At 45.2% G+C, this 14,138-nt stretch carries 17 protein-coding genes and 1 pseudogene; 4 read left to right on the plus strand and 14 right to left on the minus strand.

Annotated features, from left to right (window positions below):
• Positions 1-25: 25 nt before the first annotated feature.
• The 8 genes and pseudogenes from DN92_RS08640 to DN92_RS08675 form a co-directional block, all read right to left on the minus strand.
• Positions 26-881 (minus strand): annotated as a pseudogene (locus tag DN92_RS08640) (metal-dependent hydrolase).
• Between the two features lie 127 nt (positions 882-1,008).
• Positions 1,009-1,989: a quinone oxidoreductase family protein gene (locus DN92_RS08645; protein WP_173960855.1), complete on the minus strand. Its 981-nt coding sequence runs from the start codon at positions 1,987-1,989 to the stop codon at positions 1,009-1,011.
• 29 nt (positions 1,990-2,018) lie between these two features.
• Positions 2,019-2,471: a DUF2452 domain-containing protein gene (locus tag DN92_RS08650; protein ID WP_173960856.1), complete on the minus strand. Its 453-nt coding sequence runs from the start codon at positions 2,469-2,471 to the stop codon at positions 2,019-2,021.
• An 87-nt stretch (positions 2,472-2,558) separates the two neighbouring features.
• Positions 2,559-4,085, minus strand: coding sequence for a cryptochrome/photolyase family protein (locus DN92_RS08655; protein ID WP_173960857.1), 1,527 nt, complete (start codon positions 4,083-4,085; stop codon positions 2,559-2,561).
• A 50-nt stretch (positions 4,086-4,135) separates the two neighbouring features.
• Positions 4,136-4,690, minus strand: coding sequence for a DUF3833 domain-containing protein (locus DN92_RS08660; protein ID WP_173960858.1), 555 nt, complete (start codon positions 4,688-4,690; stop codon positions 4,136-4,138).
• The gene (locus DN92_RS08665; protein ID WP_217426020.1) at positions 4,691-5,239 is read right to left on the minus strand and encodes a chalcone isomerase family protein; all 549 of its coding nucleotides are present in this window, start codon (positions 5,237-5,239) and stop codon (positions 4,691-4,693) included. It lies immediately after the preceding gene.
• A 5-nt stretch (positions 5,240-5,244) separates the two neighbouring features.
• Complete coding sequence (locus DN92_RS08670; RefSeq protein WP_217426021.1) at positions 5,245-5,634, minus strand: thiol-disulfide oxidoreductase DCC family protein; 390 nt, start codon at positions 5,632-5,634, stop codon at positions 5,245-5,247.
• 5 nt (positions 5,635-5,639) lie between these two features.
• The gene (locus DN92_RS08675) at positions 5,640-5,909 is read right to left on the minus strand and encodes a TIGR03643 family protein (protein ID WP_173960859.1); all 270 of its coding nucleotides are present in this window, start codon (positions 5,907-5,909) and stop codon (positions 5,640-5,642) included.
• A gap of 55 nt (positions 5,910-5,964) precedes the next feature.
• On the opposite strand from DN92_RS08675, the gene DN92_RS08680 reads away from it, so the two are divergent.
• The gene (locus DN92_RS08680; RefSeq protein ID WP_173960860.1) at positions 5,965-6,660 is read left to right on the plus strand and encodes an SDR family NAD(P)-dependent oxidoreductase; all 696 of its coding nucleotides are present in this window, start codon (positions 5,965-5,967) and stop codon (positions 6,658-6,660) included.
• Positions 6,661-6,675: 15 nt separating this feature from the next.
• On the plus strand, positions 6,676-7,056 hold the full coding sequence (locus DN92_RS08685; RefSeq protein WP_173960861.1) for a DUF2237 family protein: 381 nt from the start codon (positions 6,676-6,678) through the stop codon (positions 7,054-7,056).
• Positions 7,057-7,058: 2 nt separating this feature from the next.
• Here DN92_RS08685 and DN92_RS08690 read toward each other — a convergent pair whose 3' ends face one another.
• A complete protein-coding gene (locus DN92_RS08690; RefSeq protein WP_173960862.1) occupies positions 7,059-8,318 on the minus strand; it encodes a DASH family cryptochrome in 1,260 nt (419 codons plus the stop codon).
• Between the two features lie 6 nt (positions 8,319-8,324).
• Positions 8,325-8,504 (minus strand): DUF2256 domain-containing protein, encoded by a 180-nt coding sequence (locus DN92_RS08695; RefSeq protein WP_173960863.1) that lies wholly within the window; start codon positions 8,502-8,504, stop codon positions 8,325-8,327.
• Positions 8,505-8,561: 57 nt separating this feature from the next.
• On the opposite strand from DN92_RS08695, the gene DN92_RS08700 reads away from it, so the two are divergent.
• Positions 8,562-9,464 carry a histone deacetylase family protein gene (locus tag DN92_RS08700; RefSeq protein WP_173960864.1) on the plus strand — a complete coding sequence of 301 codons (903 nt, stop codon included), beginning with the start codon at positions 8,562-8,564 and terminating at the stop codon, positions 9,462-9,464.
• Between the two features lies 1 nt (position 9,465).
• Here DN92_RS08700 and DN92_RS08705 read toward each other — a convergent pair whose 3' ends face one another.
• The 4 genes from DN92_RS08705 to DN92_RS08720 form a co-directional block, all read right to left on the minus strand.
• The gene (locus DN92_RS08705; RefSeq protein ID WP_254598285.1) at positions 9,466-10,026 is read right to left on the minus strand and encodes a lipid-binding SYLF domain-containing protein; all 561 of its coding nucleotides are present in this window, start codon (positions 10,024-10,026) and stop codon (positions 9,466-9,468) included.
• Between the two features lie 117 nt (positions 10,027-10,143).
• Positions 10,144-10,602 carry a potassium channel family protein gene (locus tag DN92_RS08710; RefSeq protein ID WP_173960866.1) on the minus strand — a complete coding sequence of 153 codons (459 nt, stop codon included), beginning with the start codon at positions 10,600-10,602 and terminating at the stop codon, positions 10,144-10,146.
• A gap of 36 nt (positions 10,603-10,638) precedes the next feature.
• The gene (locus DN92_RS08715; RefSeq protein WP_173960867.1) at positions 10,639-11,043 is read right to left on the minus strand and encodes a translational machinery protein; all 405 of its coding nucleotides are present in this window, start codon (positions 11,041-11,043) and stop codon (positions 10,639-10,641) included.
• A gap of 85 nt (positions 11,044-11,128) precedes the next feature.
• Entirely contained in the window at positions 11,129-12,832 is a 1,704-nt protein-coding gene (locus DN92_RS08720) for an amidohydrolase (RefSeq protein WP_173960868.1), read from the minus strand.
• 300 nt (positions 12,833-13,132) lie between these two features.
• Here DN92_RS08720 and egtD point away from each other — a divergent pair, with 300 nt between their 5' ends.
• On the plus strand, positions 13,133-14,080 hold the full coding sequence (gene egtD, locus DN92_RS08725) for an L-histidine N(alpha)-methyltransferase (RefSeq protein WP_173960869.1): 948 nt from the start codon (positions 13,133-13,135) through the stop codon (positions 14,078-14,080).
• Positions 14,081-14,138: the final 58 nt, after the last annotated feature.

A 14,138-nucleotide genomic window follows, 5' to 3' on the forward strand; every position in this document is an offset into this window, starting at 1 on the left:
GAGTCCCTATACACACAATGAATTTTTAAAACTGAACAGTCTGACCTTCAGTCATCGGGATGATTTTGATCGAGCTACCCTTCATAGCTTCTTGAAACTCAGCCAGAGTACCTTTTGTCAGTGGATTAGAGTTGTAGTGCATTGGGACCACCATTTTTGGCTTTATCCAGGTACGCAATGCAAAAGCCGCGTCGTCCGGAGCCATCGTGAAATTACCACCAATCGGAATTAATACGAGGTCAGGTTTGTAGTGCTCGGCAATAAACTTCATATCACTGAAGAGTCCTGTGTCACCCATATGCCAGATTTTGAAACCATTCTCTAATTCAATGATGTAACCAACCGGCTCACCCGCCGGATGGGATTCCATTTTTTCAGTAGCTGGATTTTTCCAAACCAACAATGAAGAATGCTCTGCCTGCACAGCAGTCACCTTAATACCAGGCAAAGGTGTAACTCGGCCAGTCTTATTAAATCGATGCCCAAGATCAGCAGGTAATATGCCTAAGGTAATGAGTGGCGTCACCATATCGGCTGGACCATACAGCTTAGTGTTATTCATCTTGGCAAGCGCCGGCGCATCGCCAAGATGGTCCATGTGAGCATGGGTTACTAACAACACCAACGGGTCCAATAGCAGCCAAATCATTTTTATACATCGGTGGTGCTTTTGGTCCGCCAGTAATCCAAGGATCAATCAAGATGATCTTGCCATTTGGGCTCTTGATCCGAAATCCAGCCTGACCCAGCCACAAGAGTTCAGTGCCACTTTGAGTGCTCGCTTTATTCGTTGCGGGAGTTTGTGCAAAAGTCGCAGGACTTAGTAGCAATGCAGAGAGAATCCCGGCCACCAAAGAGCCCGAAAAAAGATGAGTGCGCATAGTGATCTCCAATTAATCCGTAGTCTTGTCAAACTATAGCGGAGAAAAGGTGGGCTGGTTTGTGTGGCAATGCAATACTTATAAAAAAACCCCGCCAAGGCGGGGTTCTCATCTGACAGTATTTTGCTTAAGGCGTTATCACAATTGCTCCAGACACCGTTCTTCCTTCAGCTGCTTTGTGCGCCTGGGCGGCTTGCTCAAGAGTAAATTTGGCGCCGATCTGCACCTTTACACGGCCCTGAGCAATAGCGTCAAATACCGCACGAGCATTTTCTTGAAGCAACTCCGGGGTCGCATTATGTGGGAATACAGAAGGCCTAGTTAAGAAGAGGCAACCCTTCTTATTCAGAATTTCTGGTTGAATTTCTGGAGCCGGGCCAGAAGCTGCACCAAATAGAGCTACCGTACCAAAGGGGGCGGCACATTCCAACGATCCCAGGAAGGTAGTCTTCGCAACTGAGTCGTAAACCACATTAGCCTTACGACCACCTGTAGCCTTGAGAACTTCCTCAACCCAGTTAGCCTGAGAGTAATCCACTACGGCATCACATCCAGCATCTTTTGCCGCGGCAAACTTAGATGCGGAGCCCACAGTACCGACTACAAAAGCACCCAAGGACTTTGCCCAACCAGCCAGAATTTGACCCACACCACCAGCGGCAGCATGGACTAACACGACGTCCCCAGATTTCACTTGATAAGTTTTTTGAACCAAGTATTGCGCAGTCATTGCCTTAAAGAACACCGCAGCAGCGACTTCATCAGAAACAGTATCCGGAACTGCTACCAGCTTATCAACAGCCACATTGCGCGCACTGGCATAAGCACCGATACCGGCATTCATATACATCACGCGATCGCCCACCTTAAATCGAGTAACGCCCTCGCCCAATGCCTCCACTACACCAACCGCCTCATGACCAAGACCCGTGGGCAGCTCTAAAGGGTAAACACCCGAGCGCTGGTACACGTCAATAAAGTTAAAGCCAATTGCAGTTTGACGAAGCTGTACTTCGCCTTTTCCTGGAGCCGGAAGCTCTTTATCAATTAACTGAATCACATCGGCATTGCCGAGTTCTGAAAGACTAACCATTCGAGCAGTTGTCACAAGTCACCTTATTATTTTTATGTAAAAAATTATCTTACTGCAATCGCGGAAGAGGCAATCTCTTCATCCTCAACAATTGCCCAGGTGCTGTCACCTAGCTTTTTGACTGCCATGGAATATGTCCAGGAGCCAGGGATGCCGCAGCTCCACTGATCAGGGCCATTCTGAATCAATACGTTTGCACCAATGCGGCTATCAAAATACAAATGGTATGTTTTGCCGTGCAGAGGGTTAAAACTAAATTTGGCACTGTGCACCATTTCTGTGGCATCTAGTCTTGCTTGAAGCGAGCGCGCCTGCTTCATTAATACTTCGGCTTGCTCCATGATGCGATCGTATTCGAGCTTGGCATTTTGGCGTGCGACATTAACTGCCTTATCTTTTTCTTCCAGGACTTTGATCGGTGCAAATACAGGAGCACCCACTTCCATAGGATATTCAATGCCGGCATGCCGTGCTGGATCGGTATCTTCAATTCTCATGGTTTTTTAACCTACTGATTTATATAGTGAAAGTGTGACACAAATTCATAAAACGCGTTGCCTTTAGCTATAGACGGGTTAAAACTATTAAAGGGCGTTCAAGTTCCCTAAAAGCCCTTTTGCATGAACCTGAATCGCTTGTTGATCCGTGTCGCTAATGCGGGATAAATTGGCAGTCATCAGTCGAGTACGCGGACTAGCCTCAAATTGAGTACGATGCTGAATCAGAAAATTCCAATAGAGGTTAGTTATTGGGCAGGCATTCTCTCCAAAGCGGATATCTGGCTTGTATTGGCAGGAGCCGCAATAATTGCTCATTCTCTTGATGTAGGCGCCACTGGCAATGTAAGGCTTACTAGTAAAGCGACCGCCGCTCGCAAATAAAGCCATTCCAGCGGTGTTGGGAAGTTCCACCCATTCAATGGCATCGACATAAACTGCAAGATACCAATCACAGACATCTTTTGGCAGGATTTCTGCGAGCAAGGCAAAGTTACCTGTCACCATTAAGCGCTGAATATGATGGGCATACCCATACTCGAGCGTTTGACCAATTGCCTGCTGCATACACTTCATATTGGTTTTACCAGTCCAGTACCAATCGGGTAATGGGTTCTGGTGACCATAAAAATTATCGAGCGCCATTTGAGGCATATCGAGGTAATACATTCCCCGCACAAATTCACGCCAACCGAGGATCTGACGAATGAATCCCTCTACCGTCGCCAGCTCTAAATCCTGTTTTTTCCAGGCAAGCAAGACTGCATCTATCACTTCTCTTGGATTGAGCAATTTGAGGTTAAGAGAGCTGGAGAGTAGTGAGTGCCAACCAAAAGGCGTATCAGTCCACATCGCATCTTCGTAAATACCAAATGTCGACAAGCGGTGCTCAACAAATCCCTGTAAAGCTTGAAGCGCTTGGGCGCGAGTCACTGGCCACTGAAAGTGAGCCAAGGACCCGGGGTGATCTGCATACCTTTCCTCAACCTCAGCTAATACCGTTTTGGTAATGTCATCCGGCTCAAATAATTCTGGGGACGGGATTAAACCAGGCCCCTTCTTTGGAAAAGGCTTGCGGTTATCTCGATCGAAGTTCCATTGACCGCCCTCGGGGTTTCCATCTGAATCCACCAAGATGCCATGAGTCTTACGCATCAGCCTGTAGAAGTACTCCAGTCGCAACTCTTTCTTATTAGCAACCCAGCCCTTGAATTCTTGATGAGTGCAATAGAAATGATTATCCTGCCGCATTTCTAAAACAATATTGAGTTCTGACGCTAAAGCCTCAATCGACTGTTTGAGACGCCACTCCCCAGGCTCCACACAAACAAGGTGTGTAAATTTCCCACTGCTGATGTGGTTACTGAGCTCTTCAACGATCGTTTTGGGCGAATGTTGGATATAGGTGAGAGTAAAACCCAGATCTTTTAGATGCCCAGCAAAGTGACGCATCGCCGATAAAAACAAAGTAATGCGCGCTTTATGTGACCAAACATGCTGCGCCTCATGGGCTGACTCGACCATGAGGACTTCATCCACCTTCGGGCGAATATCTTTTAAAGCGGCACTATCGAGATCAAGCTGATCGCCCAGGATGAGTAAAAGTTTTTTCAAACTGGTATTCCTATATGACAGGTAAATCCGAAAGTCTGACTCAACATAAATTAGCGCTTATAAAAACTGAGAGTCACTTCACCCAAGTCAATTCCAAACTTACTCATCTTGGCTTTATTAATCATGACCTTAGGGGTAACTAGGTACATCCAATCATTAAATTGCACGTGATAAATCGTGCCATCTACTGGTAAGGCCAGGGTATAAGCCCAGTTGAGCGCATTGCCCGCTGATTCTCCTATTGCATCCCCTACTACATCGTCTGCCCTACCAATGAACTTGCCAGGAGCAGTTTCAGTCAAAGTCCAAATACGCTTTTGCTTAGTACCATCAGAGTACTCAAAACTCTCGTCGAGAGTGCCGACTTTTTTACCGTCAACTACCTTCCACTGCGCGACCAACAGCACAGTGAATCGTTTTTTTACCTCGCCACTGCGGTCGGTAAAGATTCCATAGGCATCAATCGTGCCGTTGAAATACTCGCTGAGATCCAGAGTCGGCTTCTCCTTAGCATATTGCATTACCGTCGGTGAAGAGCAGGCAAATAAGCCTGTCATGACTAGACCTGCAACTAGTAATTTTGCTGCAACATAAGCTCTACACATTTAACATGCTCCCGAAATAAGTGGTGGAGGACAGCCCTGACCTAATAAATCTGTTCTAAGCCTTGGTGCGCTCGTTTTTGAGTCCAGCCAAATCCCAAAAAAAGCTTTTGCGAAATCAGCACCCTGAATTTGAGATATCTTTTTGCCTTCATAAAAGAAACTGGTGCCCTGCTTCGGAATATAGACAGCGGTAATAGTCTGGCCAGGCTCCACATTAGGAAATATGCCCGCCAGTTCTTTACCCCAGGATGCTGCTTGCGCATCAGCAACGCCCATGTTTTTCATTTCATCAGCTGTACGATTGGCGATCGCCTCTCCTGAGAAGGATTTCTGGTATTTGAGCTCGAGGGCGAACTCTTGAGAGTCTTTCGCAGCACCACGATATAGATTGGCATCGTAGACATGAAATCCCCAGAAATTCAGCCTGCCTAGGCCTTGTAATTGGACTTGTCCCATCATACTTTTAATGTGGGGCGGCTCTTTTGCAAATCCAGAGCTCGTTGCCACACTCATGCCTAAAGCCAGTACTAATACATAAACACGCTTCATACTTTCTAGCTCACTTTCTTATTAACTAGTCTGAGAGCAAGCGGCCCCAATAATGCAGAAATCGCATGACGATGTTTTGCAAAAAATCGATAGCCCACGTTCCAAACAGGCTGGAGTGCCGGCCTAGAAAAAACCCATGCAAGCTTAGGCAGATTGGCACGACTATAGGCAGCTGAAAACACCTCAACACCCTGGATGAGTTCGCCACCCTCATATTGAGCGCACATCGAAGCCAAAGCTTGATCGCAAGAGACGCCCACACGTTCAGGAGAATATTGATCTGAATTGATATCAACAAAGCTGAGTAGCCCTGCCTGGTTGCGCCCAGAGAGAAACTGGATCTCTGCCTGGCATAAAGGACATTGGCCGTCATAAAACATCGTCAGCTTTTTCATGGGGCCTATTTTTGCTTGTACTGAGTTGCACAGTACGCACGAGTAACCAACTTACTGCGGAGGGCCAAATGCTTGGTTGCCCTACCCGTCACTCGCTTGCGCCAAAGCTCAAAAGAATTGCGTTTAAGCTGTTTTCTCATTAAAGCAATTACCTGGGGCTCGGAATACCCAAAAGTAGCTTCAATGGCATCAAATGGAGTGCGATCTTCCCAGGCCATCTCAATCAACCTAGAGAGATCAGCTTCTGATAGCGTTTGGGGCAGGCGCGTCGTCATCAAGCAAGTTTAAGACTTATTCAATAAACTGGTTGAGAACTTACTTAATTAATTTATGCCATTAATCCCAGACCCCTTCCGCGCACTGATCATTGGCTCCTCTGGAACGATTGGCTCAGCTTTTGTTGAGCTCCTGCAGAACAACCCAATGTGTTCAGCGGTCGTCGGTATCCATCGGAATTCTGAGAATCCAATAGACTATCAAGATCTCGGCACCATCGAAATCGCTGCTAAGGCACTTATGGGAGAGGCCCCCTTTCAGCTGATTATCAATACCATTGGGGTGCTGCACTCCGCTGAATGGATGCCAGAGAAAAAATTGGATGACCTTAATCCAGTGCCGCTACAAACTCTCCTGCAGATCAACGCAATCGGTCCGAGTCTCACTATTCAGCAGTTTTCGAAGCTACTCGATCCGGCAGGCTCTGTGATGGCAACGCTGTCTGCCAAAGTAGGTAGCATTGAAGATAATCGGCTCGGGGGTTGGTACAGCTACCGCGCCTCTAAGGCAGCACTTAATATGCTTATCAAGACTGCTGCCATTGAGTTTGGGCGCACCAAACCTAATACCGCTTTAATTGCTTTGCATCCTGGCACGGTAAATTCTCGACTGTCACAACCCTTTAAAGGGCAGCAAATTGGTCGCCCCCCATTAGATGCTGCACAAGACATGCTCAATGTCTTACTCTCATTAAATAAAGAAGACTCAGGAACGTTTATTAGCTACTCTGGCGATAGGCTTCCCTGGTAACTATAGAAAGTTTGCATGCAAGATAAGATCACCTTAAATGTATTAGGCCAGCCTCTAGTACCCTGCTCTTTTGATCCCTTAACGGGTTTCTTTCGAGATGGCTGCTGCAAAACCAATGAACAAGATCTTGGGAGTCATTTGGTCTGCGCCATAGTCAGCAATGACTTTCTGCAATTTAGCCTTAAACGCGGCAATGACCTGATTACCCCAAGACCGGAGTATCAATTTCCGGGCTTAATTGCAGGAGATCAATGGTGTCTTTGCTTAAACCGTTGGATCGAGGCACTAGAGGCCAACTGTGCACCCATGATTAAGCTTGAGAGCACCCACAGCAAAGCATTAGAAAAAGTCTCCCTAGAAGTTCTACAACAGTATGCGGAAGTAGCGGAAATATAAGCCTAGTTGGTAACAAGCCAAAGTTTTCGATAGGCGCCTTGAGCATCATGATCCTGAGTTTGTTTGGCAACATTAAAGGGTCTACCCCCTCTAGGATCTGTGCCACGACCAGCAATGTACAACCAATTACCTTGATTGCTATAAACATCGTAGTCAATCAACTGAGATTCGAACCAAGCAGCGCCTAAACGCCAATCGCCCCGCAAATCATAGATCCAGTAACTCGCTACGATCTGACGCATTCGATTAGATAAATAACCCGTATTGAGAAGCTCTCGCATTCCTGCATCTATTAGTCGCTCACCGGTATTTCCAGTACGCCAACGCTCAAATTGCTGGGGATCACTGTACTCAATCGGCGCTTTGCTTAAGCCTCTGGCACGGTACAGTTGATTGCCGTATTTGAAGTGTAGGAAGCGAAAATAATCACGCCACAGCAATTCAAACCAAAGCCAATAAGTGCCATCATTTGCACCATAGCATGCCTCATATTCAGCCAACTCAGCGGCTATGGTCCTTGCGGATATGCAACCTAAAGCTAGCCCCGGAGAAAACTTGCTTGAGTAGTCTTTGCCAATTAATTGATTGCGTGTTTCTTTATAGCTATCTGGTAAGCGCCTCTCTAAATATTGCTTTAAGTGGGCCAAGGCACTCATCTCCCCACCCGCAAAAATAGCGGCTGAAGGAGCGACTTCCCCATCTATCACTCTCGGCAAAACCTCTGAGAACTCCGGCAAAGGAGGAATTTGCAATGGCGCAAGCAGTGGGGCAGCAAACTTTAAGCCCGCGCGCTCGATCTCTTTACGAAACTGGGTAAACATATCAGGCATATCTTGAACCGGAAAAGGCAGGTTCTCTAGCCCCAACATACTGGACTGCCAGAACTCTTTGAGTTCAATTCCAAGATCTTGAATTTGCTGGCACTGGTGTATTTCTTCAGGCGCCTCAATCTGCTCACAATAAATTGCATCAGCGCCTGTGATTTGAGTTAATTGCACCAATACATCAGCAGGCTCGCCGGCATACTCTAATAAATCAGATCCCAGGCCACGTAGTTGGCCTTTTAAGTCGTCCAAAGACTCTCGTAGAAAGGTTTGGCGGTGACGACTCTCTCTTGGAAAACCGGGAGCATGAGTAAGCTGTGCTTGCGGGGGATGAATATAAACGGGGACTAAATAGTCAGCTTGTAGACAGGCCTCCATTAGTGCGGGATTATCGTTTAGCCTTAAATCATTTCTGAACCAGTAAATTAGCACGGTCATCTATTTCTACCCAGTTGCTGTTGGTGAAGACTTCTTAAGACGGCAAGCATTTGAACAATACTTCACGGACTCCCAATTCTTCTCCCAAGATTTACGCCAAGTCATTTCCCTACCGCAAGCGACACATAACTTGCTAGGCAAATGGGACTTATTCCCCTTGAATCCGGATTTTTCTGACTTACGCATACTGACCTATTAAAAAACGAATAGACTCATCATCATGAATCTACTGCGAGATAGCCATTGAAAGCGTTCTACGCCGACCACTATGTTTTACCACTTCCTGACGGGCATCGCTTTCCGATGGAAAAGTACAAGAAATTGCGCGACTTAGTCTCGCAATTAGAAGGCGTTCAACTCGAGAATGCGCCTACAGTTACGGATTCGCAAATACTCTATGCGCATGATGCTAGCTATCTCATTAAAGTATTACAGGGGACACTGAGCCCGCAAGAACAAAAAGAGATTGGATTTCCTTGGAGCACCCAAATGGTGGAACGCTCTCGCAGGTCAGCTGGAGCGACTTTAGCGGCGGCCAATATCGCACTAAAAGAAGGAATAGCTGGAAATTTAGCCGGGGGTACACACCACGCCTACCGCAATAAAGGGAGTGGATTCTGCGTTTTTAATGATTCGGCCATTGCGGCACGAGCACTGCAACGAGAAGTGAATCCCAAATTAAAAGTTGCCGTGATTGATCTAGATGTACATCAAGGCAATGGCACGGCCTCAATTTTAGAGAATGATGCCTCTATTTTTACCCTCTCTATCCATGGTGAAAATAATTTCCCGTTTACAAAAGAAGTGAGTGATCTGGATATTGGCCTACCAGATGAAACCGCAGATCAATCTTATTTAACTGCACTACACCAAGGCCTAGAAATGCTGGAGAAAAGGTTCAAGCCCGATATCATGATTTACCTGGCTGGCGCCGATCCTCACGAAGGAGATCGCTTAGGAAAACTCAATATCAGCAAGGATGGGATGCGCCAACGGGACGAATGCGTATTCCAGTTCGGCTTAGATCGTCACATACCCATCGCATTTAGCATGGCAGGAGGATATGGAAAAGAAATTCAGACTACAGTAGATGTTCACTTCCAAACTATTCAAACCGCACTGCAATACCAGCAACGTTATCGATAAATTACTTTTTCTTGGTCGGCAGAGTACTTAAGGTCTTAGCATCATTCAATTGTTGATCCACTAAATACAAAGTTCCGCCATAGTTTGCTTGCAAGTCATAGCCAGATAAACCCACTGTATAGATCGTAATATAGGGATTAAAAGAACGAATGGTTCCACCTGAGCCAGCAGAAAAATTAGCATCCAAATCCATGCCACCGCGTTGTCCATCAATTGAGGTCACTAGAAACTGATCAATGGCGTCTGTATTTTTAAAGAGGATGATTTGATATTGGTCTTGATAGCCTGCACCAATGCCCTCACCTGTTTTCATCGCCTTCATAAAAACAGGTTCAGAACGACGTCGATCAAACAGCACACCTTCACCTCTTGCCAAAACTAACAAAACAACATTGACGTTCGTGGTACTGAAGACTGCGTATCCAGGAGCAGCATTGAATTCTTTTTGGATCGCAGGATTTTGTTTAATTAAATCCGCCAAGCCCACCTTGGACATTGCTAAGGTGGCCTGTCGTTTTTGGAGAATCTCCTGCTCCGTTAAGGGCTTTCCATCGCTTCCCATTGATTGACAGCCCATGAGAGTACAGGCACAGAGAAGAATGAAGCATTTTGAAAGAGAGAACATGAGAACCCAGGGAAGATAGATGGAGCCGAAAGGCTTAATTACTGCTGACTTTGACTACTTGACCTCAATAGACTTGTGCGTAGTCCAATACTTTTGCATCTCAATGAACAAAAATGAAGCAGACCAAGTAATTAATATAAAACCGGTAAGCGCCTCAACACCAGTGAGATATCTCAAATAACCTTGAGCAACAATCTCCCCGTAACCCAATGTTGTGAATGTAACAAATGACAAATAAGCGCAGTCTAGCAACACACCATGACCCGAGAGCTCGCCCACAAGACCTCCCATACCCTGAAATTGCAAGGTAAAGAAATAGCCCAAAGCAAAAAGCCAAATCTCAATGACATGTGCCATAAAAATAGCGCCAACACCTATCAAAACCCTAAATCGAGGTGGGATATGCGCTAACTTCAGTAGATTTTTATCCAACTGAGACAGGGCCTCATAATGCAACAAAATTGCTGTCAGAGCCAATGCTCCGTTAATGATGAATGCAGTGATGAGCAGCATGAATAAATTATCCCCCATTTTCAGGGGGATAGATTATCAACCGGTAATGATAGTGTCACCTTTTAATGCATCTGCTTTCACAAAATATTTCTTAGCAAAAGCTAACAGCTGTCCATCTGTAGGATGGTCAACGGTCTCAATCCCAACAACCTTATCAGCAGTTAAATGATCATGCTTAGTAGCGTGCTTCATGAGCTCTAATTTTGCGGAGCCTGGCCCAACAATCAAAATCTCTTTAGATTCTTTAACGGCCTGAATGACTTCATGTAAGTAGTGTTCATCTGGGCCAGCATGGGAACCACTTACTGAACCACTTTTGTGGTGGGTATTTTTGTGGGTAGATCTTGTCTTAATCACTTCACTCTCACTGGCAGTGGGATTGAAATAAATAACATGGGCTTCTTGATGGTCAATCCAAATAACTGAGTGATTAAATGACATATTCTTCTTTCTAATTAAAAAAACGAAATACTAAAAACAAACACGATTAAATCTGATTACTGAGAGCATACGCTCATAGGATGATTTATATGCCTACCCGCTTACCGTCAATCCAAGTTCCCTGAACTTTGATATTACGGATCTCAGATGGAGGAGTTGTACGGGGATTTTTTTCAAGAACCACAAAATCAGCCTGCTTACCAACTTCTAAGCTTCCGACAATATTATCAGCAAAGATTTGATAAGCGGCATCGATGGTAATTGCGCGAATAGCATCATCGACAGACACCGCTTGATCAGGGCCCAATACCTTTTGTGGGGGTAACTGCCACAAACGCGTCACTTCCTCGCTGACGTAGTTCAAAGGCCCTACATTAGAGACCGGCGTATCGCTATGTAAAGTAAATTTACCACCCGCGCGTTTAAAGTCTCCAGCAGGATCAATTCGCTTGGCGCGCTCTGGCCCAATAATATGATCATTAAATGCCGCGCCCCAATAATCTACGTGACCAATAGTAAAGCTCGGTACAACGCCCAACTTCACCGCTTTTTTCACTTGAGATTCATTATTCACCGTGAAATGCTCAATCCGTAGACGGCGTTCTTGAGGTTTTGGGTTGCCGGCTAACACTTTAGAGTAGTTATTTAGGGTCTGGTCGATCGCCTTATCACCATTGGCATGTGTTGAGATTTGCCAGCCTTGATCAAAATAGGATTTCATGGAAGCATGAATATCAGCATCCTTGAAATTGAGGGCCCCACTCCATTTTGAATTTTTAGGATAGCTATATGGTGCATTCAGCGCTGCAGTTAAGCCCTGCGTAGAACCATCAGAGATGTATTTAATACCAATAAAACGTAATTGGTCATCACCCTCATTTGGTTTGATAGAGGTTTTCCCGGTCGGCATGGCCTCACTAAATAAATAGCCACGGACCCGAATAGGCGATGCATTTTTTGCAAAAATGGATTTATAAATTGCCACCTCTTTGTCAACGCCAAAATTACCGCCAACACTCATTTCAGATGCAGTTGTGACACCTGTAGACGCTATCTTCTTTAAAGTACCTTGGATCGCGCCAAGTAATTGAGCCTCAGTTGGAGCAGGCATTTTTGCCAAAAATGGTAAATAGGAAGGGGGCTCTACTAGCTTCCCAGTGAGCTTGCCTTTGGCATCTTTCACATAAACTCCACCACCAGCAGGATTCGGTGTTTTATTGGTCACGCCAGCCAGCTCCAGGGCCTTGTTATTCACATAAGCAATATGACCCGACTGGTTAACAATAAAAATAGGTACATCTTTGGAGACTTTGTCTAAATCATCGGCAGTAAATTCCGCCATAAATGGGGTAGTGCGAGATGGGTCAACGCCAAAGCCAAATAACCAACCGCCAGGTGGAACATTCTTTAGGGCGGCCTTCATCTTTTGGCTCAAAGTGTCGAGCGTGTCATAAGGCAAAGTAAAGTTACTTAAATTAAGCCCAAGACCTTCAAATACGGAAGTCACCATAATATGGACATGTGGCTCGATGAATCCAGGCATTAAAGTTTGACCATTGAGATCGACGATCTTGGTATTTCCTGCCTGCCACTCCTTAGTCACAGCATCTTTAGTGCCCACTGCTACGATCTTCCCGTTCTGTACCGCAAGCGCTTGAACTTCTTCATTCTTCTGATTGACAGTAACAATAGGGCCGCCGAAAAATATTGTGTCAGCATTGCCTTTGGCAAAAGTAGTTGCGCATTGCGCCATCAATAAGAAGGTGAGTAATTTTGGTGACAATTTCATATTCAAGTCCTTAAGGTTTTAATAATTGCTTGAGAATGGCAAAAGTTCTAGAGGCTCAAGCACCCCGTCCAGCTCGACTACCTGAAGTATTGTTCACATAATAAACTGAGCCTACACCAAGGGAGATCGATATCCCATTGAATATCGTCAATTTAGAAGCTCCAGCATAAAGTAGGTTTAAAGTCCGTCACATGTCGCAGCTATAGAGCACTTTCTTGTCGATACTCAACATTAACTAATTCATCGCTTTATGTTGTATAAAGACTAAGGAACTTAAAGTCAATACCGTTATAGAAATTCATGCAAATACCCATCACTCCTAGAGATATAGCAATTACCCCCAATCACTTCGTACCTGAGATTGAAAAGGGTTTGCTGGCCCCTTTTGCCTCGATTTCACCGAAGTTTTTATATGATCCTTTGGGCTCACACCTTTTCACCGCGATTACCTTGCTACCTGAGTACTATCCTACTAGTACCGAAAAAAATATTTTTACTCAATACCGAGATGAAATAGCTAGTGCGACCGGCATCGGGGGCACCTTGATCGATTTGGGCGCTGGAAATTGCCAAAAAGCAGAATCTTTTTTTAGCTCCCTTAAACCCTCCAGCTATCTTGCAATTGATTTTTCAGTTGAATACCTGCAAGATGCATTAAAAAAGCTAGCGGGAAAGTATCCTCAAATACTGATGCAATGCATTGGCATGGATTTTTCCAAGCAACTCATCATTCCCGACTCCATTGCTGCGACTAAAAGAATCTTTTTTTATCCTGGCTCGAGCATTGGTAACTTCCTGAGTACTGAGGCACTCCAGCTACTGAGCCAAATTCAGAAACAAGCTAACAATGGCGGATTATTAATTGGCGTTGACTTGATGAAGGAAGACTCTGTGCTGATCGCGGCATACGATGATCCTCTCAAGGTTACAGCTGCTTTTAATCTTAATATTTTGAGATCGATTAATTCATATTTAGGTTCTAATTTTCGAGTTGATCAGTTCCGCCATATAGTCAAAGTAAATCATGCAGAAAAAAGGGTTGAGCTCTACCTAGAGGCACTAGAAGACCTAACAGTCACGTGGCCAGGAAATTCCAGGGTATTTAAAAAAGGTGAATTAATTCACACTGAGAATTCACACAAATACACTATTCAGTCTATCCAACAATTACTGAAAGATGCGGGCTTTGCATCAACTCAGATCTGGACGGATCCAAAAGACTATTTCGCCGTGATCTACGCTCAGTAAAACTGTGAGCGAACTTCCTTTAAGAGATGCATTACCAAAGTTATTTGATCGCTCCGGA

Origin of the sequence: Polynucleobacter arcticus (genome assembly GCF_013307205.1) — a bacterium.
In the GTDB taxonomy this organism is placed as follows: domain Bacteria; phylum Pseudomonadota; class Gammaproteobacteria; order Burkholderiales; family Burkholderiaceae; genus Polynucleobacter; species Polynucleobacter arcticus.

Excerpts from the sequence above, each read along its gene's own strand:
- DN92_RS08650 (WP_173960856.1), bottom strand. The coding sequence starts at position 2,471 with ATGAGAATTGAAGATACCGATCCAGCACGGCATGCCGGCATTGAATAT.
- DN92_RS08660 (WP_173960858.1), bottom strand. The coding sequence starts at position 4,690 with ATGTGTAGAGCTTATGTTGCAGCAAAATTACTAGTTGCAGGTCTAGTC.
- DN92_RS08665 (WP_217426020.1), bottom strand. The coding sequence starts at position 5,239 with ATGAAGCGTGTTTATGTATTAGTACTGGCTTTAGGCATGAGTGTGGCA.
- DN92_RS08670 (WP_217426021.1), bottom strand. The coding sequence starts at position 5,634 with ATGAAAAAGCTGACGATGTTTTATGACGGCCAATGTCCTTTATGCCAG.
- DN92_RS08675 (WP_173960859.1), bottom strand. The coding sequence starts at position 5,909 with ATGACGACGCGCCTGCCCCAAACGCTATCAGAAGCTGATCTCTCTAGG.
- DN92_RS08680 (WP_173960860.1), top strand. The coding sequence starts at position 5,965 with ATGCCATTAATCCCAGACCCCTTCCGCGCACTGATCATTGGCTCCTCT.
- DN92_RS08685 (WP_173960861.1), top strand. The coding sequence starts at position 6,676 with ATGCAAGATAAGATCACCTTAAATGTATTAGGCCAGCCTCTAGTACCC.
- DN92_RS08690 (WP_173960862.1), bottom strand. The coding sequence starts at position 8,318 with ATGACCGTGCTAATTTACTGGTTCAGAAATGATTTAAGGCTAAACGAT.
- DN92_RS08695 (WP_173960863.1), bottom strand. The coding sequence starts at position 8,504 with ATGCGTAAGTCAGAAAAATCCGGATTCAAGGGGAATAAGTCCCATTTG.
- DN92_RS08705 (WP_254598285.1), bottom strand. The coding sequence starts at position 10,026 with ATGGGAAGCGATGGAAAGCCCTTAACGGAGCAGGAGATTCTCCAAAAA.
- DN92_RS08710 (WP_173960866.1), bottom strand. The coding sequence starts at position 10,602 with ATGCTGCTCATCACTGCATTCATCATTAACGGAGCATTGGCTCTGACA.
- DN92_RS08715 (WP_173960867.1), bottom strand. The coding sequence starts at position 11,043 with ATGTCATTTAATCACTCAGTTATTTGGATTGACCATCAAGAAGCCCAT.
- DN92_RS08720 (WP_173960868.1), bottom strand. The coding sequence starts at position 12,832 with ATGAAATTGTCACCAAAATTACTCACCTTCTTATTGATGGCGCAATGC.
- egtD (WP_173960869.1), top strand. The coding sequence starts at position 13,133 with ATGCAAATACCCATCACTCCTAGAGATATAGCAATTACCCCCAATCAC.